The following is a 21,099-nucleotide window of genomic DNA, read 5'->3' as shown; positions in this document are numbered from 1 at the left end:
GCCGCCGTCGATGTTCACAGGATCGAGGCGCCACCACCGCCACCACCCGGTGGCGGACTCCAGGTGGCGTAGTCGCCGTCGGCGACGAGGAACGGACCGAAATCTCCGTCGATCAACTCGACCCAAACGCCCGTTTCGGTGCCGACCGTCCCGGCGAACACCATGGCCTGGCCCTCGGGCTCCCAGCGGTGCTGGCTCTGGGCGTACTGATCGAAGAACGGCAGATAGGCACTCTGGTCGAGCCGGCTCGGTACGTAGGGCGTGAGTGTCGTGAACTCACCGGCCGACGACCAGATGTGCCATTGCACGCCCAGGCCGTCAGCTCGACCGAGCCAGCCCAGCAGCGCACTGTTCGGGCTCCACTCGAACGCCAGCGGTGCCTCGTCGGTGACGAGCACATCGCGCCCCGTTGCGAAGTCCAAGACCCGGAGGTCGACGTCGGCAATGGTTTCGGGCTGGCGAGCACCCAACTCGAACGCCACCGTCTGGGTGGCGGCTTGCACGGTCAGATAGGCCAGCCGTGCCCGATCGGGACTCAACACGAAACGAGTCACGTCGCCAATCTCGAGCAGCTCCCGCCGTGCGTTGGTGACCACGTCGAGCGACACCAGCTTGCCCGCCTCGACGGTGAGCACGTGGTCCTCGTCGAGCCAGACCGGTGCGGCGAACTGGTCGGCCGTCGGCGCGATCGCCACCGCCGGATCGGGCGGCGTCGACAGCTCGAGTCGATCGCCGTCGACGTGCAGCACGAGCTCAGGCTCGTCAGGCCGCCACGACAGGTACAGGGGCGCCCCGACCTCGCCCGGAACGACGTTCTCACCAGGGACAACCGTTCCCATCTCGAACCGGGTCCCGCCGACTTCCGGCCGTAGGTACCCGAGCGTCGACCCCGCCGTGTCCCACGACAGGTAGAACGGGGTCGTGCCCAGACCGACCGTCAGGTCCGGTTCGGCACCAGGCGCACCGACACCGATCGCCGAATCGACGCCGTCGGTGGTCACCCAGGCCAGGCGGGAACCGTCGGGCGACCAGGTCGGCTGGCTTGCCACCTCGAGCTCGGAACCGGCAACGACGACGCGGTCGGAACCGTCGGGCGGCATGACCACGACCTCGTGGGCGTCGACGATCGCCAGCTGTCCCGAGAGCGCGATGATGGCCTCCTGAGCAGGGCTCTCCGGTTGTTCCGGAATCGGCACCTGTGTCGTGGTGTCACCCGGCTCGTCCTCGGAGCCGACCTCCGACGAACCCGACGTGCACGCAGCCAACCCGAGCCCGACGACGAGCGTCGTGACGACGAAGTTTGCCCAACGTCGATGGCCTCGGCGATGCACAGTCACAGCTCACCATCCTGCCGCCGATTCGGTCGCGTTGGGTGGTCGGCCGGGCCGGCGCCGTTTTCACGTCATCGAGCCTGACCACTACCGTGACCCTCGTCACCACCACCGGAGAGAAGAACACTGTGGATCAAGCACCGCCCCGCTCCTATGCGGCCCAGTTCGCCCATCACGCCGAGACCCGGCCCGACGCGCCTGCGGTCACCCTCGGCGCATCGACCCTCAGCTACGGCGAGCTCGACCGAGCAGCGCTCCGGATGGCTCGGGTGCTTGCCGACCACGGGACCGGCGAGGGCGACTTCGTCACGATCGCCGAACCGAACTCGCTCCATTTCATCATCGCCGCCGTCGCCTGCTGGAAGATCGGGGCGATCCCTCAGCCCGTGTCGTCTCGTCTCCCCCGGCTCGAGTTGGCATCGATCATCGAGCTCGCCGACCCGGCCGCCGTCGTCGGGGTCGAGGTCGAGGGTCGCACGTCCTTCGCGCTCGGCTTCGAACCGTCCGACGACGTGAGCGACGCACCGCTTCCCGACGCCGTCTCACCGGCCTGGAAGGCACCGACATCGGGCGGATCCACCGGTCGGCCCAAGCTGATCGTCTCGGGTGACCCATCGATGATGAGCGTCGATCTGGAGGGGCGGGCCAAGCTGCTCGGGGCCACGATCGACGACACGATGGTGATGCCCGGCCCGCTCTATCACAACGGGCCGTTCATCTGGTCCTTCGTCACCCTGCTCTCGGGTGGACATCTCATCCTGCTCCCACGCTTCGACGCCGAGGGCACCCTCGCCGCCGTGCAGCAGCACCGCGCCACCTCGATCTACCTCGTCCCCACGATGATGCAGCGCATGTGGAAGCTGCCCGAAGACGTGCGCGACGCCTACGACCTCAGCACGCTCCAGGTCGCCTTCCACCTCGCCGAGCCGTGCCCCGCCTGGCTCAAGGAAGTGTGGATCGACTGGGTCGGCGCCGATGTGCTGTGGGAGTTGTATGGCGGCACCGAGGGTCAGGCATCGACGGTCCTGAGCGGCACCGAGTGGCTCGCCCACCGCGGTTCGGTCGGCAAGCCCAGCGGCGGCGAGATCAAGATCTTCGATGACGACGGCAACGAGGTCGAGCCGGGCACCGTCGGCGAAGTGTGGATGCGACCGACCGAACCCGGCCGCATCACCTACCGCTACATCGGCGCCGAAGCCGAAGCCCGCGACGGCTGGGAGTGCCTCGGCGACATCGGCTGGATGGACGAAGACGGTTATCTCTACCTCGCCGATCGCCGCAAGGACATGATCCTGGTCGGTGGGGCCAACGTGTATCCGGCCGAGATCGAAGCGGCGATCAGTTCGCACCCCAACGTCGCGTCGTGTGCGGTGATCGGCCTCCCCGACGAGGACAAGGGCAACCGCATCCACGCCATCGTGCAGCCCGCAGGTGAGCTCACCGACGAGATGCTGCGCGAATTCCTCACCGAGCGATTGGTGCGCTACAAGCAACCACGCACCTTCGAATACGTCGACGAGCCGTTGCGCGACGACGCCGGTAAGGTCCGCCGAGCTCAGCTGCAGGCTGAACGAATCACCACGAATGAGGTCCGATGATGAGTGACAACAACGACGTCCGGGGGATCAACACCGAGCCGGTCACCGCATGGCTCGAAGCCAATATCGACGGCGCCACCGGACCGTTCGAGTTCACCATCATCACCGGCGGCCACTCCAACATCACCTACAAGGTCACGGGCAGCGACGGCGCGGCCTACGTGCTGCGGCGGCCGCCGCTCGGGGCCGTGCTCGCCTCGGCCCACGACATGGCCCGTGAACACCGGATCATCGCCGGTGTCGGCCAGACCAGCCTGCCGGTGCCTCGGGCACTCGGGCTGTGCGAAGACGTCTCGGTCAACGACGCCCCGTTCTACGTCATGAACTATGTCGAGGGTGTCGTGCTCCACAACGACGAGGCGGTCCTCGAGGCCATGCCCGACGAGGCGAGCCGCACCGCCACCAGTCGCAACGTGGTCGAGGTGTTGGCGCAGCTGCACATGACCAATCCCGACGACATCGGGTTGGGCGAACTCGGCCGCAAGGAGGCCTACCTCGATCGCCAGCTCAAGCGCTGGGCCGGTCAGTGGGAGAAGTCCAAGACCCGCGAGCTTCCCGAGATGGAGCGGGCCCACGAACTACTGCTGCAGCACAAGCCGGAGCAGAAGTACACCGGCATCGTGCACGGCGACTACCGGCTGGGCAACATGCTCGTCGACCCCGAGCGCTGCACCGTTGCTGCGGTCCTCGATTGGGAGCTGTGCACGCTCGGCGACGTCTTGGCCGACGTCGGCTACCTGCTCAACAACTGGGTGCAGCCCGGGGAGGAGTCGGCCCGCGGCGCCACCGCCAACCCCACCTCGGTCGGCGGCTTCCGCACCCGTGAGGAACTCGTTGCCCACTACTCCGAGATCACCGGGTTCGAGGTCACCAGCATCAACTACTACCGGGCGTTCCAGAACTGGCGGCTCGCCGCCATCGTCGAGGGTGTGCTGGCTCGATATCTCCAGGGCGTGATGGCCGACGACACCGTCGACACCGACCTCTACAAGCAGCAGGTCGAGGGCCTCTGCCAGCAGGCGCTCGACCTCCTCGCCACGCTGGACTGATGACCACCACCGACGCCCTCTATCTGCGAGACGCCGAGCTCCAGACCTTCTCGGCGACGGTGGTCGAGGTCGATCACGAGGCTTCGGCGGTCGCACTCGACGCCACCGCGTTCTACCCGACCGGCGGGGGCCAACCCCACGACATGGGAGTTCTGGCCTTCGGCGAGGTCGAGGCGGCGGTGGTCAACGTCAAGAAGTCGGGTCAGCTCATCTGGCACACGCTCGATGCCGAACCGCCGCCGGTGGGCACGGCCGTCACCGGCACGATCGACTGGGAGCGACGGCACCAACTGATGCGTACCCACACCGCACTCCATGTGCTCTGCGGTGTGATCTGGAACGAGTGGTCGGTCCCGGTCACGGGCGGCAACATGGAGCCGCTCAAGGCGCGCATGGACTTCGAGTTCGATCCGCTCCCCGACAGCTTCGCCGAACGGGTCGAAGCACTCGTGAACGCCGAACTCGACGCCGATCGACCCATCGAGGTCTCATTCCTGCCCCGTGAGACGGCGGTCGTCGACGCGGATCTCATCCGCACCAAGGTCAACCTCATCCCCGAGTCCGTGAGCGAGATCCGGGTCGTCGACATCGTGGGGCTCGACAAGCAGGCCGACGGCGGTACCCACGTTCGTTCGACCGGCGAGGTCGGTCGCCTGCGCGTGGTGAAGACCGAGTCGAAGGGCAAGGGCAACAAGCGCCTCCGGGTCGAGATCGGCGACGTCTGATGGAGGCGCTGCTGCCGGCGGCGTTGGCCATCGCGGCCCTCATGATCGTCGTCTGGATCATCAGCCTCGTCATCTCCGATGCATCGATCGTCGACATCGCCTGGGGCTTCGGGTTCGTCGTCGTGGCCTGGACCGTTCGTCTGACCGTCGACGGTGTCGCCGCTCGCCAGAACCTGATGGTCGCGCTGGTGAGCATCTGGGGACTGCGACTGGCGGGCTATCTGGCCATGCGCAATCTCGGCCACGGCGAGGATCCCCGCTATCAGGCGATGCGTCGACACCACGGGCCCCGCTTCCCGATCGTGTCGTTGCTCACCGTCTTCGCGCTGCAGGGCGTGGTCATGTTCGTCGTGTCGCTTCCGGTGACGCTCGGCCAGGCCGCAGACTCCCCGACCTCGCTCGGCCCATTGGCGTGGATCGGCGCCCTGGTGTGGCTCGTCGGGTTCGGATTCGAGGCGATCGGCGACGCCCAGATGCGCCGCTTCCAGTCCGATCCGGCCAACAACGGTCAGGTGATGGATCGAGGACTGTGGGGCTGGACCCGCCACCCCAACTATTTCGGCGACGCCACCATGTGGTTCGGCTTGTGGCTCATCGCGCTCGAGACCGGATGGTCTGGCGTGGTGTCGGTGGTGGGTCCGGTCGTGATGACCTACTTCCTCCTGAACATCTCGGGCAAGGCGCTGCTCGAGCGCAGCATCGGCAAACGGCGGCCGGGCTACGCCGACTACGTGGAGCGCACCTCGGGTTTCTTCCCCCGCCCGCCGAAGCAGTCGACAACCGCAGGCTGAGCACCCCGGCCGATCCAACACCGCCGGCCGACTGGCCGATCCAACACCACGGAGGCCAGCCAACTACGGTCCGTTCGATGACGATGCTCACTCGATCACTCGACGGACTGTCCGACGACGACCTCGACGAGCTCACCGGCCGGATACGGGGCGGCGAGCGTGTGTTCGTCGAACTGCGGCCAGGCGACCGTGCCGCGGCACTCCTTGCGGGAGCCGAGGCCGTCGAGGTCGAGCCGCTGACCGAGTGGTTCATCACGCTGGCCGATCGGCCGGAGGCGGCGCGTCTCGAACGTGAGGTGCCGCTGCACTCCGGGCTCCGCCACCTGCGTCCGATCGACGGCGAGGTGCAGATCGTCGCCACATGCAGCGTCCGCTTCGAGCATCGACCGGTCCTGACCGTGCGGCGACTCGGCGACGGCGTGGTCGTCGGAAGCGGACTGGATGCGACCGCTGCCCGCGCACATCCAGTGATCGGGCACTTCATCGACCGGCTCCTGGCCGGAAGAGACGAGCCGACGATCGCCACGCTGGGCGTCGCCGTCGTCGGCTATGGCCCCTTCGGCGGCATGGGCTACACCCACGGGCTGGCCTGCACCGAGACCGAGGGACTCGAACTCGTCGCAGCGGTCGACACTTCGCCCGAGCGACTCGACGCGGCACGTGCCGACTTCCCGGACCTGCGCGGCTACGACGACGCCAAGTCGATGGCCGCCGACGATGGGGTCGACGTGGCGATCATCGCCACCCCGCCGGTCTTCCACGCTCCCCTCGCGCTCGATCTGCTCCGAGCGGGCAAGCACGTCGTCCTCGAGAAACCGATGTGCCTGACCCTGGCGCAAGCCGACGAACTGCTGTCGATGGCCGACGCCGCCGGCAAGACATTGACCGTCCACCAGAGCCGGCGCTGGGACCGCGACTACCTGGCGCTGACTCGAGCGATCGATCAGGGCCAGATCGGCGAGGTCTTCAACATCGAGACCTTCGTCGGTGGCTTCGAGCACCCGTGCCGGGCCTGGCACTCCGAAGCCACCGTCTCCGGTGGCGCCGTCTACGACTGGGGCTCGCACCACATCGACTGGATCCTGCAGTGGTACGGCGCAGCGCCTCGCCGGGTGATGAGCAACCACCACACCCGCGTGTGGCACGACACCAGCAACGTCGACCAGCTGTCGGTGTGGATGCAGTGGGACGACGGCCGCGAGGCCACGTTCCGGCAGAGCGACATCGCCGCCATCCGGCGCCCGAAGTTCTACGTCCAGGGCACCGAGGGCACGATCGAGGGCCACTATCGGCCGCTGCGCAACGAGCGGATCGAAGCCGGTCGGGGCCACCTCGACGGCTGGCACCACCACGCAGAGGCACCGGTCGATCTGCGACTGGCCCGCTACGAGAGCGGCTACGGCATCACCGAAACGACGCTGCCCCCGGCACCGCACCCGGGTTGGGGGTTCCACCGGAACCTGGCCGATCACCTGCTGGCGGGCGAACCGCTGGCGGTCGATCCTCGCCAGAGCCGGGCCGTCGTCGCCGTGCTCGAAGCCGCGCACGCCTCCGGGGAGAGCGGCGGCACGCTGATCGAACTCCCCGACCTCGAGGTGCCATGAGCTACCACCCCGGTCGCTCGCGTCAGGTGCCGGTGGCGTCGGGGGTCGAGCTCCGCACCGTCTGGTGGGAGCCCGAGGGTCCCCCGGTCGGTTCGCCGTGGCTGCTCGTCCATGGACTCGCCTCGAACGCTCGGCTGTGGGACGGGGTCGGGCGTCGACTCGCCGCGGCCGGCCGACTCGCCGTAGCGGTCGACCAGCGAGCACACGGGCTGTCGAGCAAAATCGACGGCCCGTTCGACATGGGCACCGTTGCCGACGATCTGCTCCATCTCCTCGACGCGCTCGGCTGGGACAAGGCGAATCTGGTCGGGCAATCGTGGGGTGGCAACGTCGTGATCGAAGCGGCGGTTCGTCATCCTGACCGCGTCGCACTGGTGGTCGGGGTCGACGGCGGCGCCATCGACCTCTCCACCCGATTCCCCGACTGGTCGGCGGCCGAACTCGCTCTTGCCCCACCCCGGCTGGCCGGCACGCCGCTCGAGCGAATCGAGCAGTGGCTGGCCACGTCGGCCGATGATTGGCCCGAGGAAGGCCGCCAGGGAACGCTCGCCAACTTCGAGGTGACGCCGGGTGAGACCGCCACCGTGTCGCCGTGGCTGACCTTCGAGCGTCACCTCTCGGTGCTGCGAGGATTGTGGGAGCACGATCCCTTCGAGCGGTTCGCCCATGTGTCGGCACCGCTCCTGCTGATCGGCGCCGACGACGGGACCGGTCCGTCCGACAAGCACGAGGCGATCGACCGCGCCGTGGCGCTCGCTCCCGTCGCTCGGAGTGTGTGGTTCCGACCGGCGCATCACGACGTGCACGCCCAGAAACCGGACGAGGTCGCCGAGCTGCTGCTCCGGGCCGCCGACGATCCGGCCTTCTTCAGTGAACGGTCAGCCGACCTCTGAGAGTCGACGGGCGAGGTCGCGTCCTCGTTCGACGTCGACGGCTCGCAACAGGTAGATCCCCGCGGCGAAGAACACGACCAGTGCCAGAACGGCCGGTCGACTGGAGTCGAAGATCGTCACGCTCGCCACGAACACCAACGGCGAGATGATCGACGCGAACTTCGACACCACCGAGAAGAACCCGAAGAACTCGCCGCTGCGACGCTCAGGGATGAGCCGGGTGAACAGTGACCGCGACAAGGCCTGGCTTCCCCCCTGGCACACGGCGACCAACCAGGCGAGGAACCAGAACTCGACCACGGAGTCGAGAGCGAAACCCCACACGGCGATCACACAGTACGCCGCCAGTGCGATCGTGATCGCTCCCTTGGTGGTGAGGCCGTCGGCGAGACTCGTGAACCGACGACTGGCGACCGCCGCAACGACGACGGCCAGCACCTGGGACACCAGGATCAGCACGAGGATGGTCGGGATGCTCGACGACCTCGGAGGCGGCAGCACCTCGATGGACTCGATGCGGAAGCGCTCGCCGGACCCGCTGATGAGTTGGAGCGTGAGCTGATGGCTCCCGGCTTCATCCAGCTCGATCACCTCGGTCTCGCCGGTGCGGTCCGTCGGATTGTCGGTATCGATCACGAACAGCTCACCGTCGTCATCGACAAGCGGGTTGCCGTCGACCAGCACGGCGATGTCGCCGTGGTCGGGTCCGGCATCGTGGGTGATCTCGACCGATTGGCCATTCCATCGGAAGGTGACCGGGCTGGTCGATCGATCGAGCTCGACCACACCTTCTTCGACGAACCCGTCGAGCGACGCACCGCTCACATCGGCCGACGCGAACCATCGAGCCCCGATGCCGAAGGCCGGGAGCAGCACGATGTTGGCGATCACGAACATCGTGAGGAAGCGCCGGCGGATTCGATCCGCCGACAGCAGGGACCCGAAGAGCAGGCTGTAGGGGATGCCGACGAACTGCACGAGCAGGATGGCGAGGGTGAGTTCGATGGCGCCGAACCCGAGCTCGGCGCCGTAGATCGCCGCCACCGTGATGACCGCGTTGATGCCGTCGTTGTAGATCAAGAACGCGATCAGGAAGCGCTTCAGGTCGGGCAACTCGCCCAAGCCTCGGAGCGTGATCATCACGTCGGTGACGCCGGACTTCACCGCGTCGATCGCCCGACGCGATCCCAGTCCTGGGGGCTCGGCCACCGAACGGATCAGCGGGGTCGAGAACAGCGCCCACCACACACCGACCGACGCCAGGCTCAGCCGGACACCGAGGTTGTCGTCGGGCAGTGCGAAGATGGCGACCACGTTGGCGGCCAGGAGCAGTCCGCCGCCGAGGTAACCGAAGGCGTACCCCCGTGCCGACACGCGATCGATGTCGTCGGGCCGGGCGACGTGCGGCAGTAGCGCGTCGTAGAAGACATTCGATGTGCCGAACCCGATCCGGGCGACGGCGAACAGGATCGAGGCCAGGAGCCAGTCGCCTTCACCGATCCCGAACATGGCGAGCGTGGCAACGATGCCGATCGTCGCGAAGATCAGCAGGAAGCGCTTTCGCCAGCCGGCCTCGTCGGCCGCGGCGCCGAGCACCGGACTGAGCAGCGCCACCACGAGCACCGACAGGCTGAGCGTGAGGGTGTAGTAGCGGGTGGCCTCGGCCGGCGAGGACAACGTCGATCCAGCGACCGTCGAGTAGTACACCGGCAGGACGGCTGCGAGGATCGTCGTGGCGAACGCCGAGTTCGCCCAGTCGTAGAACACCCACGCCCGTACTCGCTCGCGGTACTGGTCGTCCTTGGTGGCCACCCGGAGAGCCTAGAGGTCGGGCAGCCGGTCAGGGTCGGACTCGGCGGGCGAGACGCCCCCTCAGTCGAGCGTGACGAAGATCGGATCACCGCGCTCGACGGCGGAGCGCAGGTCACGCTTGAGCACCTTGCCCGTGGCCGTTCTCGGGAGCGGCTCGGACGTTCGGCGAACGATCGATGGCACCTTGAACGAGGCCAGATGCTCGGCCAACCGGCGTTGGATCTCGGCGCCGGTCAGCTCGGCATCGGGGGCGAGTTCGACGATGGCGGCGACCTCCTCGCCGAGCACATCGTGTGGCACACCGATCACGGCGACGTCGACGATTCCCGGAATGGCATGAAGGGCCGCTTCCACCTCGGCGCAGTACACGTTCTCGCCGCCGCGCAACACGACGTCCTTCAGCCGATCGACCACGTACACGAAGCCGTTGTCGACGTACGCCGCGTCGCCGGTGTGGAACCAACCGTCGGTGAACGCCGCGGCGGTGGCCTCGGGATTGTTCCAGTAGCCGGCCACGACGTTCGGTCCCCTCACCCACAGCTCACCGGTGGTGCCGTCGGTGACCGCCTGGCCGAGTTCGTCGCGAATGCTCACCTCGGCCACCGGGACCGGGCGGCCGACGGAATCGGAGTGGTCGTAGTAGTCGGCCCCCGAGTTCGACACCACGGCCGACGTGGTCTCGGTGAGGCCGTAGCCATTGGCCGGACGGATGCCACGACCGGAACGCTCACCGATCCGGTCGATCAGACTCGGCGGCACGGGCGCACCGCCGGATGACACCGATCCGAGTGACTCGGCAACGACACCCTCACGATCCAGCTCGTCGAAGAGTTGACGGATCACCGTGGGCACGCCCGACACGCTCGTGATGCCCTCGGCAACGATCAGGCGGACGGCTTCGGCTGGGTCCCACTTGTACATGCACACGAGGGTGGCGCCGAACGCCGTCGACACGTAGAGCCCCGTGAGTCCCCCGATGTGGAAGAACGGGAAGGTCTGCAGCCCGACCGTGGGTGCCGGCGTCGCAGGCAGGGTCTGGCCCGTTGGCGCAGGGGCCATGGCAGCCGCCAGCGCGCCGCCCAGGGTGGTGTTCATCAGATTCGTGCAGTGATTGCGGTGGGTCTGGACCGCTCCCTTCGGGCGACCGGTCGTCCCCGAGGTGTACATGATGGTGGACGGGTCATCGGGAGCGATCTCGACCGCCGGCAGCGCCGGCGGCTCACCCGCTGCCTCGATGACATCTTCCAACCGATGCGCCCATGCCGGCACCGCCTCACGAGACCGGGCGACGTAGACCGCTCGGAGCACCGGCAGCCGATCGGTCAGGCGAACGAGCCGCTCGTCGTCGACCACCGCAGCGACCGCTCCGGAGTCATCCAAGCCATACTCGAGCTCGGAGGCGGTCCACCACGCGTTGAGGGGCACCGCCACGGCCCCGATGGCCTGGATCGTCCAGAATGCCAGCACCCATTCGGGGTAGTTGCGCATGGCGATGACCACTCGATCACCCTGCCCGATGCCGAGCTCGGTGAGGTGAGCCGCCAACCTGCGCACCCGCTCACCGTGTTCACGGTACGACCAGCGAGTGTCGGCGTGGACGAGGAACGTGCGGTCCCCGTACTCGAGGCTCCGCTCGTACACCGCCCGCATCGAGGGCGCAGCGTTCGCATACACCGGCAGCTCCACGCCGCCGACGGTTGCCCTGACGATCTCGAACGGGCTGCCCGGTGCCGTCAGTTGGGTGATGGCGGCGACACGATCCGTCGTTGGTTCATTCGACATGCGTCACTCTGGCATGGCGTGCAGTCAATCATCGAACTGCGCCCGCTCGGCCGAGGTCACGCACTCGCCGGCCGCGGTCGAGAGGATCTCCTCGGCCTCCGGATCACCCAGCGCCGACAGCCGGGCGTAGTCGGTCGGCCTGACCTTGTCGTCGATGCACGTGGCCGTGTCGTTCGAGATCTCGATGCCGCGCTCGCGCCACAGCGACGCCTGATAGAGGATGCCCGTGTTCAGACACGTGAGCACCGTGCCGTCGAGTGCCAGTTTCATCGCCTCGTCGTCCTCCTCGCGGTAGACGACCCGGCGGTACCGCTGGAGCCAGAAGTTCACCCTCTGCTCGGGCGCGGCGTACACCTCCTCGAGACACGCCTGGTCGACCGCCGGAGCGGATCGAGGATCTTCCAGGATCGAGGCCACGCTCTCGCCCAGGATCGGGGCGACGGGCGAGACACACGCCGTCGCACCGATGATTGCCGGATCCTGTCCGGCGCCGCTCCAGGCCGGCACCTCGAAGCGGCCGTTCAACACGTACAGCAGACCCAGGAAGGCCATGCCCTGCGTCTCCGAGCCCTTCACCGCTGTCGCCAGACAGTCGCGGTGCTCCTTGGTGAGCCACGGCTGGTCGACTTCTTCGAAGCGGAGACTCATCAGCTGCGGCGGCGAGCACTCGGTCGCCCTGGTCACGATCGTGACGTGTTCCTCGACCGGGAGGTTGATCGCCCCACCCGCCTCGTCGGCCTTCTCGAGGAGGACTCCCAACCCGGGGTCCTCGGCGATGAGCCCTTCGAGGCAGGCCTGACGGGCGTCCTCGAGTGCTGCCCGCTCGGCGTCGGCCGGGTCGCTGAACGCTGCCCCCGGGGCGGTCGTGGGTGCTGCGGTCGAACTCGCCGAGCCGGCGCTCCCGTCGGCATCGGCACCTGCTTCCCCGCTGCCTGCCGAACCGCTGCTCGACCCGCAGGCCGTGGCAGCGATCGCCAACGTCACCAACAGCTTCGCCAATCGGCCCACGACCAACTCCCTCGCTTGGCTTCCCTCCAGCCACCCGGACCGTACTCCAAGAACCGCGGTGGACGCCGATCGCCCGTGATCGAGCGGCGGTGCCTCAGGTCGTGGCGTCGACCAGGAGAAGGTAGCCGTCCTCGACCGTCGGAGGCACGAGCACAGCGCCGGGCGGTGGCGTGCCGAGACACCGATACGTTCCGTCGGCTTCGAGCCACGACGCTCGTGCCTCGTCGGGACGTGTCGACTGTCGCCAGGCCCGACCGGCTGCCTGTTCGGCCAGTCGAGTCGGGGTACCCACGAAGCGCACCCGCCCGTGGTCCAGCACGATGACGGTGTCGCAGTGGGTGACCTCGTCGGTGAGATGGGTGGAGAGGATCACCGTCGAGCGCTGCCGTCGTTCGGCGACGACCTCACGGAGGCGGAACCGTTCGTCGGGATCCAGACCTGCGGCCGGCTCGTCGAGGATCAGTAGGGTCGGTGCGGCGAGGAGGGCTTGCGCCACCCCGAGCCGCTGCCGCATCCCGCCCGACAGCTCGGCGATCGGCGCTGCGGCCCGGTCGGCCAGTCCAACACGTTCGAGGGCGTCGAAGACCATGTGCCGTCGAGTCCGTTCGTCGCCGCACTCTTTGAGGACGGCGAGGTAGTCGAGGGTGTCGAACACCCGAGTCGAACCGCCGAGACCATGAGCCTGCGGGAGGTAGCCAAGCCGACGACGGATCTCGATGCGATCGGACTCGAACCGTGGGTCGAGCCCGTCGATCAGCATCGACCCCGAGTCCGGGGACAGCACCGTCGCGATGCAACGAAGCAGCGTCGACTTTCCGGCGCCGTTCGGTCCGAGCACGGCGGTGAGGCCGCCCTGGATCGACAGGTCGACGCCGTCCAGCACCGACTCGCCGCCGAAGCGCTTCTCGAGAGCGAAGGCCAGGACCGAGCTCGTCATGCCTCCTCCCGGAGCAGATCGAACCGGACCCGTCGCTGCTGCAGCATCACGAGTGCCATGCCGGCGACCACGAGGGCGCTCACCTGCGTTGCCGGACCGAACGCGTCGAGGCGATCGTCGAAGCGGCGACTGGCGACCACGATGGTGGTCACCCATCCGACGGCGGCCGCAGTGGCAGCTCGACGTGGAGTGACCGCTGCCATCAGCGCGACCGTGAGCAGGGTCAGCCCGAACGACGGCAGCATCCATGCCAGCGAGGTGGTGACGGCGACGGGCGACAACAGCGACACCGCTCCCAGGACGACCGTTGCCACGGCTTGCACCGTCGCCGCTCGCACCAGCACGAGGCGTAGCCCCTTGCTCGGCGTCGCCAACTCGATCTCGTGAGCCGGGTCGCTCGAGGGTCCGAACGCCATCGCAACGCCTGCGACCGGAACCAGTGGGGCGAGCACGGCCAGCGTGAAGAACGCATCGTGCGGGTCGGCCGCCCCGGCGACCAGGAGCCCGATGACGGCGACGGCGAAGACAGCAGCGAACCACGATCGACGAAGGGCGGGAGTGGCGGCCATGACCCGGGTGATGTCGGAGGGAACGCCGACCTCGCGGAGCGCACGCTCGACACGGCCCGGACGCGGTGCGTCGAGTTCGACCACGATCGCTCGCCAGTTGGCGTCGATCCGCGATTGTTCGATCGGCATCATGCGAGCAACTCCTTCATCGTCGAGCGGGCCCGCTGGAGTCTGGTCTTGACGGTTCCCTGCGGAATCCCGAGCACCGCGGCCGCCTCCTTCGTGGTCAGTCCGTCGATCGCCGTGAGGACCAGCACGGCACGAAGGTCGGGATCCAGCCGGTCGACCGCCGGCCCGAGCGCGCCGTGGAGCCCGCTGTCGAGGAACGTGTCCTCGAACGACACCACACCATCGACCACCGCATCGGGGGGCACAGGCACCGGTCGCTTCTTGCGAAGCTGATCGACGAGCCGGCGGACCGCTATGCCCCACAACCAGGCACCGACGTCGCCGTCACCTCGATACTTCCTTGCCGACTTCCACACCGCGACGAACGTGTCCTGCAACGCCATGTCGACGAGGTCGGGATCCGAACACCGACTGTGGAGCCGCTGGATGAGCCAATGGGCGTGGCGCCGATAGAGCTGTTCGAGCGCGCTGCGGTCGCCCCGGGCGATCCGGGCCACCAGTGCAGCGTCTTCCCCTCGTTCGGCGACCATCGGTGTTCCTGTCGGCCGGAACCGCTCGATCGGTTCATTGTCGCCCGGATTTCTTGGTCGGAGGCGATCGGCTGGGTCGTCCTGCTCAACGCCGAACCGATCGTGCGTCTCGCAGCGACAACCTTCACATGACTGCCACGATCCCTGCTCCACCCGTCCGACCCCAGCGCCCCTCCTCGTTCGCACCTCCGCACGAACCGGCGCCACCGTCCGCACCGGCCCCGGCTCGGCGGCGGGCGCGTCTCCCGATCGCGCTCGCCGCCCTGATCGTCGGGATCTCGCTGGCCTTCGACCGGTCGCCATTGGGTGTATTGGTGGCCCTCTTCGTTCTCGTGGTCCCCTTCGAGAAACTGTTCCCCCGCCACCCCGGTCAGCGATTGCGCCGGCCGCAGCTGGCCGGCGACGTGGCGTTCGCCCTCGCCAGCCCACTGCTCAACATCGTTGGCATCGCCGTCGCCGTGGTCATCGGCGTGGTGACGCTCGCATGGGTGCCCGGCCTCCTCATCCGGCCGCTGGTCGCGCTGATCCCCGTCGCGGTCGCACCGTTCGTCGGCATCGCACTGTTCGATCTGGCGATCTATTGGGTGCACCGCTGGTCACACGAGGTGCCGTTCCTATGGCGATTCCACGCCATCCATCACTCGACCGAACACCTCGACTGGATCAGCGGGTTCCGCAACCACCCCTTCGACGGCGCGCTGGTGGCCCCGCCGTTCTTCTTCCTCCTGGCTGCGGGCTTCAGTGCCGAGTTCACCGGCGCCCTTGCCGTCGTGCAGATCGTCCTCGGGATCTTCCTCCACGCCAACGTGAAGTGGCGCCTTCGCCCGCTGCACCGGATCGTGATCACGCCGGAGTTCCACCACTGGCACCACACCAATGACCCCGAGGCGATCCACAGCAACTACTCGGTGTTCCTCCCGATGTGGGACCAGCTGTTCGGCACGTACTTCATGCCCAAGGGCCGCCGGCCGAAGCGCTACGGCGTCGACGAGTACGTTCCACAGGGCATGGTGGCGCAGCTCCTCCACCCGTTTCGGGGGATCAGGTCGCGCCGATCGCTGGCGGCAGAAGTCCGAGCATCGATTCCCATGCTGCGATTTCGCAGCCGTTGACCCGGGTGATCGTGGCATCGATGGCGACGCCGTCGACCTCGCCGACGATGTGGGCTTCGTCGGGACCGCCGTAGATCTCGGTGCAGACCTGATCTTCGGGGATGCCGTCGATCAGCCGAGTGGCGATCGCTTCGTCGGCCAGCAGCTCACAGGCCTGCTGCCCGACCACGCCCTCGACCTGCGGTGTCACCGGGAACGTGTCGCCCATACAGCCGACGGTGTAGACGATCGGCTCGATGTCGGGATGGGTGACCGTGATCTCGACGGTGCCGATCGCACCGGTACCGCCGCCCAGCGGGCCGTCGGGCAGGGTGGTAGCGACCGAGTCCTGGGTCGTGTCGCCGCCGGCGACGGTGCTGGCGGTGTCGCCGCCGGCGACGGTGCTGGCGGTGTCGGCGCCGGCGACGGTGCTGGTCGAATCGCTGCCGCACGCAACGAGACCGAGGGCGAGAGCGAACGGGAGGGCGATGATGTGATGCTTCATGTCACTCCGACGATCGCTCGGCCGATCTGGTTCCCGACACTTCGTGCGACACAATTGCCGCATGGCCAAGCGCAGGAAGAGTCGGCTGCAGTCGTTCGGCACCGGCAAGATCATGATGGCCGCCATCGAACGGGCCGTGGAGAACCGGTGGGATCAAGCCCTCGAGCGGGCGCAGGCAACCACCGGAACCGAGAACGAGCGAGTTGCCCAGATCGAACGGGCCTTCCTCCGTGAACTGATCGCACTCGGGGCCACCGCCGGTGGAACCGCGGCCATGCCCGGTGTCGGCACCATGACCGCCATCGGACTCACCGCCAGTGAGGTGGCGTGGACCGCCACTCGCACAACCGACATGATCCTCACCGTCGCTGCGGTCCACGGGCACACCGACGCGGTGATGGAGGAGCGCAAGAGCTGGGTACTCGCACTGTTGGCGTTCGACGACGATGCCGCCGAAGGGCTGGGCAAGACGATCGCCGAACTCGGCGGCACGGTGTCGGCATCACGTGCGGTATCGCTCGACGTGCTCGAGCGTGCGAACAGCCGAATCGCTCGCACCCTGATCGCTCGCTACGGCGCCGAGCGCAGTGCGCTCCTGGTCGGCAAGGTGCTGCCGTTCGGGATCGGCGCCGTCGTCGGCGGAGCGGCCAACCACTTTCTCGTTCGATCGACCATTCGTCGATCCGATCGATTCTTCGACGAGATCGCCGACTGGAAGCGTCTCCCGCCACCGAGCTTCTCCGACAGAATCTCCGATTGACCGAAAGGATCGAGGCGATGCCGGACATGAGGGTGATGTGTCCGTCCTTTCACCATCGTTCGATCCTGTCGACTCCCGGCCGTTCGAGTCGGTCGACGGCGTCGGACATCGACCGATGACGCCCGACGAGCGCAGGGAGCGGTTCCGCACGATCTTCGATGCGTATCACCACGAAGTCGACGCCTACTGCCGTCGGCGCGTCCCCGAGTCGAGCGCCGCCGACGCCGTGAGCGAGACCTTCCTCACCGCCTGGCGACGTTTCGACGATCTTCCTGCCGGTGCCGAGGCCAAGCTGTGGTTGTTCGGCGTTGCCCGCAACGTGCTCGCCAACCAGCGTCGCAGCGAGACCCGACGCGACCATCTCCACCTTCGCCTCGTCGGAGAACCCACGTCGCCCGGCACCGACCTCGCCGAGCACGTCGTCGGCGACCCGTCCCCGGTCCTCGATGCGCTCGCCACGCTCGCGCCCGACGACCAAGACATCCTCACCCTGATCACGTGGGAAGGGCTGTCCCACGCCGAGGCCGCCCGAGTCCTCGGCTGCTCGACCAACGCCGTTGCCATCAGAATCCATCGAGCGCGCAAGCGGCTCGCCGACGCACTCACGGAGGTGCCGTCATGACCGACGCCAACGATCCCATTCTCGCCGCCCTACGCGACGCCAATCCCGTTCCCGACCCCCGCCGCCTCGCCGGCGAGTCGACCGATGCCCTCTTCCAGGAGATCACCATGACCACCTCCACCGACGCTGCCAACGCCCGCGACTTCGGCCCCGCACCGACGAAAGACGAGATCGCTCCCCGCCGAGCACGGCGCAAGCGGGGCGTCGCCCTCACCGGCGCTGCGGCCGCCACCGCAGCCGCCGTCGGGTTCGGCGTCGTCGCCTTCGGCCCAGGCTCGGTCCCCGAGGCCCATGCCGCCATGATCAGCGCCGCCGAGAACACCGACGCCGCTCGCTCGGGCACCGCCGTCATCACCGTCACCACCGACGCCGAGGGTGGTCACGAGTTCGTGCTCACCACCGCCTTCGACGGGTCCGATCTCTCGGCTTCGGTCAGTGGCGACGACCTCGCCTCCGAGATCGGTGGCACGCCCGAGCTGCGCGTGGTCGGCGGCACGATCTACGTGAGCGACGGCGACCAGTGGTACTCGATCGACGATCCGCGGATCGCCGACTTCCTGTCCGCTGCCGGCATGCCGGTCGACGTGCGCAACACCCTGTCCGACGGGATCGTCGAACTCGTGAAGTCGGCGTCGAACGTCGAGCAGCTCGACGCTCGTCACTACCGAGCCACGGTCACCGTCGGCGAGGCTCAGCGTCTTGCCGCCGACTTCCCGAGCCTCGGCGTGTTCACCGATCGCATCGGTTCCGAGCAACTCCCGGCCGACGTGGCCGATCAGCCGCTCGACATCGACCTCGTGCTCGACGACAACGGGCTCATCGATGTCGTCACCATCGACGCCGATGCAGTCGACCCTTCCACCGGTGAGGCCATGAGCGGCTCGATCAGCATCGATCTGAACGACCTCGGCATCACCCAGACCATCGAGGCCCCGGCCGACGCCCAGCCGATGGACATGGGTCGCATGCTCGGCGGCAACTGAGCAGCTCGCCGGTCACCGCCGTCGGGCCTCGGTTCGGTCATCGGCGACCGAGGGAGCGATCGCGTTCAGCGCCGGTGACCGGCCCACTCCAGGAACCGGTCGCGTGGCCAGGTGTTGACCACCAGGTCCTTCGGCGCCCAGCCCCGTTGGGCAGTCAACACCCCGTACTCCATGCGGCCCAACTCGGAGGTGTGATGCGAGTCGGTGTTGATCACCAGCTTCACACCTCGATCGACCGCCTTGCGGACCACGTCGGACGCCGCGTCGAGCCGCTGCAGCGCTCCGTTGACCTCGAGTGCGACGTCGAAGTGCGCCAGCGCTTCGAGCACGATGTCGATCTCGAGCTCGATGCCGGGACGCCGGCCGATGTAGCGACCGGTGAGATGTCCGATGGAGTTGACCGTCGGGTCGGCGATGGCCGTGACGAGTCGCTGGGTCTGGGTCTTGGGATCCTGATCGAAGTGCGAGTGCACCGAGGCGACCGTGTAGTCGAACAGGGCGCGGAACTCCGGTGAGTAGTCGAGTCCGCCCGAGGCACCGATGTTCAGCTCGCAGCCCCAGAGGATCGTCATGTCGGGGTACTCGGACTGCAACGACCGGATGTTCTCTCGGTGCTCGAGCATCTGCTCCTGGTTCGAGCCGTTGATCGCCAGGTCCTCGCCGTGGTCGGTGATGGCGAGGTACTCGTAGCCCAGGGCTGCGGCTTTGGCGACCATGTCGGCCAACGACGACCGGCCGTCGCCAGAACGGTCGGTGTGGTAGTGCAGGTCGCCCCGAATGTCGGGTCGAGTGACGAGCTCGGGCAGCGAACCGTTCGCTGCGGCCTCGACCTCGCCGGTGGCCTCTCGCATGGGCGGCGGCACGAGCGACATGCCGAGCGCCTCATAGATCTCGGCCTCGGTCAGCCGGGCGACCGCCACGTCGCTCGCGGTCTTGGTCGGCTTGCCGTCGGCGTCGCGCTCGGCCTCGAAGAGGCCGTACTCGTTGAGCACGAGGCCGCGATCCATCGCCCGTTGCCGCAGCTCGATGTTGTGTGCCTTCGAGCCCGTGAAATACAGGGTGGTCGCGCCGAACTGTTCCGGCTCCACCACGCGGACGTCGACCTGCAGACCGGCCACGGTGAGGAACGAGGTCTTCGTGTCGCCGCTCACCACGATGTCGTGGACGTCGGGGTGGGTGCGGACCCGGTCCATCACCGTCGCCGGATCGGTCGACGCCACCGTGATGTCGACATCGCCGATCGTCTCGGAGAAGCGGCGGAGGCTCCCGCAGAACGCAGCGTCGGTCACCGACTCCAGGGCCGAGAGCTCGGCCACCAGCCGTTCGGCGAGGGGCAGGGCGTCGGCGATCGGTGTGCGACGATCCTTGCCCGACATCCCGAGTCGTTCGATGGCCTTGGCGATCTTGGCCTCGCTCGTCGCCCCCAGGCCGGGCACGGTGCGCAGCGTCTCGTTGGCGATCGCCGCCTGGAGTCCGGCGAGATCGTTGATGCCGAGATGCGAGCGGATCTGCTGCAGCGTCTTCGGCCCCAGACCGGGGATCTTGCTGAGGGCGACGACATCGGGCGGGAACTCGGCCCGCAACGCCTCGAGCTTGGTGACCGATCCGCTGTCGATGAACTCCCGGATCTTCGCTGCGGTCGACTTGCCGATGCCCTTGAGCTTGGCCAGCTGGGCCTCGGTCATCTCGGCCAGCGTTGCCGACTCCGACTCGACCGCACGTTGGGCGTTCTCGTAGGCCCGCACCTTGAACGACTGGGGTGACCCCTCGGCCAGGGTCGTCAGCTCGGCCAGCTCGCCGAGCATGGCGGCCACCGAGCGATTGCTGACGACCCGCTCAGGATGGTCGCCGCACATCAGGCCAACCGAGCCTTCACGAAGTCGGCAACGAGGCGCCCGTCGGCCCGGCCCGCCACCTCGGCGTTGACCGCCTTCATCGCCTTGCCCATGTCGGCCTTCTCGGTGAACCCGTTGGCCGCCAGCGTGGCCTCGACCACGGCAACCAGCTCGTCCTCGCTGAGCCCCTTCGGCAGGTAGCGCTCGAGGATCTCGGCCTCGGCTCGCTCATCGGCCGCCTTCTCGGGCCGGTTGCCGGCGTCGAACGCCTCGGCCGCCTCTGCCCGCCGCTTGACCTGGGCGGCGATCACCTTCATCACGCCGTCATCGTCGAGCTTCGCCGCCGCCGCACCCGAGACTTCCTTCTCCTGCACCGCGGCGATCACCGACCGCAGGGTGCGGAGGGTGAGGGCGTCGCGGGACTTCATGGCGGCGGTGAGGTCGGTCCGAATCGTGTCGATCAACATCGCCTCATGATGGCACGCAACGCCGTGCGTTCCCCGACGTGTCGGGCGTCACTTGTGAGCTAGGGTCACCCTCCGGCG

Annotated in this window: 20 protein-coding genes; 10 read left to right on the top strand and 10 right to left on the bottom strand. The window is 67.9% G+C overall.

Annotation, left to right across the window (positions count from 1 at the left end; genetic code table 11):
- Nucleotides 1-14 precede the first annotated feature (14 nt).
- A complete protein-coding gene (locus R2733_12700) occupies nucleotides 15-1,337 on the bottom strand; it encodes a hypothetical protein (protein ID MEZ5377357.1) in 1,323 nt (440 codons plus the stop codon).
- An 86-nt stretch (nucleotides 1,338-1,423) separates the two neighbouring features.
- Here R2733_12700 and R2733_12695 point away from each other — a divergent pair, with 86 nt between their 5' ends.
- From R2733_12695 to R2733_12670, 6 genes are all read left to right on the top strand, one after another.
- Nucleotides 1,424-2,929: an AMP-binding protein gene (locus tag R2733_12695; protein ID MEZ5377356.1), complete on the top strand. Its 1,506-nt coding sequence runs from the start codon at nucleotides 1,424-1,426 to the stop codon at nucleotides 2,927-2,929.
- On the top strand, nucleotides 2,929-3,978 hold the full coding sequence (locus tag R2733_12690; protein MEZ5377355.1) for a phosphotransferase family protein: 1,050 nt from the start codon (nucleotides 2,929-2,931) through the stop codon (nucleotides 3,976-3,978). Before R2733_12695 ends, R2733_12690 begins: the two co-directional genes overlap by 1 nt.
- On the top strand, nucleotides 3,978-4,703 hold the full coding sequence (locus R2733_12685; GenBank protein MEZ5377354.1) for an alanyl-tRNA editing protein: 726 nt from the start codon (nucleotides 3,978-3,980) through the stop codon (nucleotides 4,701-4,703). Before R2733_12690 ends, R2733_12685 begins: the two co-directional genes overlap by 1 nt.
- A complete protein-coding gene (locus tag R2733_12680) occupies nucleotides 4,703-5,494 on the top strand; it encodes a DUF1295 domain-containing protein (GenBank protein ID MEZ5377353.1) in 792 nt (263 codons plus the stop codon). Before R2733_12685 ends, R2733_12680 begins: the two co-directional genes overlap by 1 nt.
- Nucleotides 5,495-5,571: 77 nt before the next feature.
- On the top strand, nucleotides 5,572-7,098 hold the full coding sequence (locus R2733_12675; protein ID MEZ5377352.1) for a Gfo/Idh/MocA family oxidoreductase: 1,527 nt from the start codon (nucleotides 5,572-5,574) through the stop codon (nucleotides 7,096-7,098).
- Nucleotides 7,095-7,991, top strand: coding sequence for an alpha/beta hydrolase (locus tag R2733_12670; GenBank protein ID MEZ5377351.1), 897 nt, complete (start codon nucleotides 7,095-7,097; stop codon nucleotides 7,989-7,991). Before R2733_12675 ends, R2733_12670 begins: the two co-directional genes overlap by 4 nt.
- Here the strand turns inward: R2733_12670 and R2733_12665 are convergent.
- The 6 genes from R2733_12665 to R2733_12640 form a co-directional block, all read right to left on the bottom strand.
- Nucleotides 7,977-9,803: an MFS transporter gene (locus tag R2733_12665; protein MEZ5377350.1), complete on the bottom strand. Its 1,827-nt coding sequence runs from the start codon at nucleotides 9,801-9,803 to the stop codon at nucleotides 7,977-7,979. The genes R2733_12670 and R2733_12665 overlap by 15 nt on opposite strands.
- Before the next feature lie 60 nt (nucleotides 9,804-9,863).
- Complete coding sequence (locus tag R2733_12660; protein ID MEZ5377349.1) at nucleotides 9,864-11,585, bottom strand: class I adenylate-forming enzyme family protein; 1,722 nt, start codon at nucleotides 11,583-11,585, stop codon at nucleotides 9,864-9,866.
- A gap of 24 nt (nucleotides 11,586-11,609) precedes the next feature.
- Entirely contained in the window at nucleotides 11,610-12,593 is a 984-nt protein-coding gene (locus R2733_12655; GenBank protein MEZ5377348.1) for a hypothetical protein, read from the bottom strand.
- Nucleotides 12,594-12,687: 94 nt separating this feature from the next.
- Entirely contained in the window at nucleotides 12,688-13,530 is an 843-nt protein-coding gene (locus R2733_12650) for an ATP-binding cassette domain-containing protein (GenBank protein ID MEZ5377347.1), read from the bottom strand.
- Nucleotides 13,527-14,231 carry a hypothetical protein gene (locus R2733_12645; protein ID MEZ5377346.1) on the bottom strand — a complete coding sequence of 235 codons (705 nt, stop codon included), beginning with the start codon at nucleotides 14,229-14,231 and terminating at the stop codon, nucleotides 13,527-13,529. Before R2733_12645 ends, R2733_12650 begins: the two co-directional genes overlap by 4 nt.
- Entirely contained in the window at nucleotides 14,228-14,758 is a 531-nt protein-coding gene (locus R2733_12640; protein ID MEZ5377345.1) for an RNA polymerase sigma factor, read from the bottom strand. Before R2733_12640 ends, R2733_12645 begins: the two co-directional genes overlap by 4 nt.
- Before the next feature lie 128 nt (nucleotides 14,759-14,886).
- Between R2733_12640 and R2733_12635 the strand changes: the two genes are divergently transcribed.
- A complete protein-coding gene (locus tag R2733_12635; protein ID MEZ5377344.1) occupies nucleotides 14,887-15,870 on the top strand; it encodes a sterol desaturase family protein in 984 nt (327 codons plus the stop codon).
- On the opposite strand, the gene R2733_12630 is transcribed toward R2733_12635, so the two are convergent.
- Nucleotides 15,800-16,354, bottom strand: a complete 555-nt coding sequence (locus R2733_12630) for a hypothetical protein (protein MEZ5377343.1) — start codon at nucleotides 16,352-16,354, stop codon at nucleotides 15,800-15,802. The two genes, R2733_12635 and R2733_12630, sit on opposite strands and share 71 nt — an antisense overlap.
- Before the next feature lie 61 nt (nucleotides 16,355-16,415).
- On the opposite strand from R2733_12630, the gene R2733_12625 reads away from it, so the two are divergent.
- Genes R2733_12625 through R2733_12615 form a run of 3 tightly spaced genes read left to right on the top strand, consistent with a single transcriptional unit; the run spans nucleotide 16,416 to nucleotide 18,719 of the window.
- Entirely contained in the window at nucleotides 16,416-17,114 is a 699-nt protein-coding gene (locus R2733_12625) for a hypothetical protein (protein MEZ5377342.1), read from the top strand.
- Between the two features lie 37 nt (nucleotides 17,115-17,151).
- The gene (locus R2733_12620; GenBank protein MEZ5377341.1) at nucleotides 17,152-17,736 is read left to right on the top strand and encodes an RNA polymerase sigma factor; all 585 of its coding nucleotides are present in this window, start codon (nucleotides 17,152-17,154) and stop codon (nucleotides 17,734-17,736) included.
- Nucleotides 17,733-18,719: a hypothetical protein gene (locus tag R2733_12615; protein ID MEZ5377340.1), complete on the top strand. Its 987-nt coding sequence runs from the start codon at nucleotides 17,733-17,735 to the stop codon at nucleotides 18,717-18,719. Before R2733_12620 ends, R2733_12615 begins: the two co-directional genes overlap by 4 nt.
- 65 nt (nucleotides 18,720-18,784) lie before the next feature.
- Here R2733_12615 and polX read toward each other — a convergent pair whose 3' ends face one another.
- Nucleotides 18,785-20,575 carry a DNA polymerase/3'-5' exonuclease PolX gene (polX, locus tag R2733_12610; GenBank protein MEZ5377339.1) on the bottom strand — a complete coding sequence of 597 codons (1,791 nt, stop codon included), beginning with the start codon at nucleotides 20,573-20,575 and terminating at the stop codon, nucleotides 18,785-18,787.
- Nucleotides 20,575-21,021 carry a GatB/YqeY domain-containing protein gene (locus R2733_12605; protein MEZ5377338.1) on the bottom strand — a complete coding sequence of 149 codons (447 nt, stop codon included), beginning with the start codon at nucleotides 21,019-21,021 and terminating at the stop codon, nucleotides 20,575-20,577. Before R2733_12605 ends, polX begins: the two co-directional genes overlap by 1 nt.
- Nucleotides 21,022-21,099: the final 78 nt, after the last annotated feature.

Source organism: Acidimicrobiales bacterium, from assembly GCA_041394265.1.
Taxonomy (GTDB): domain Bacteria; phylum Actinomycetota; class Acidimicrobiia; order Acidimicrobiales; family SZUA-35; genus JBBQUN01.
This window is presented reverse-complemented; position numbering and strand designations above follow the sequence as displayed.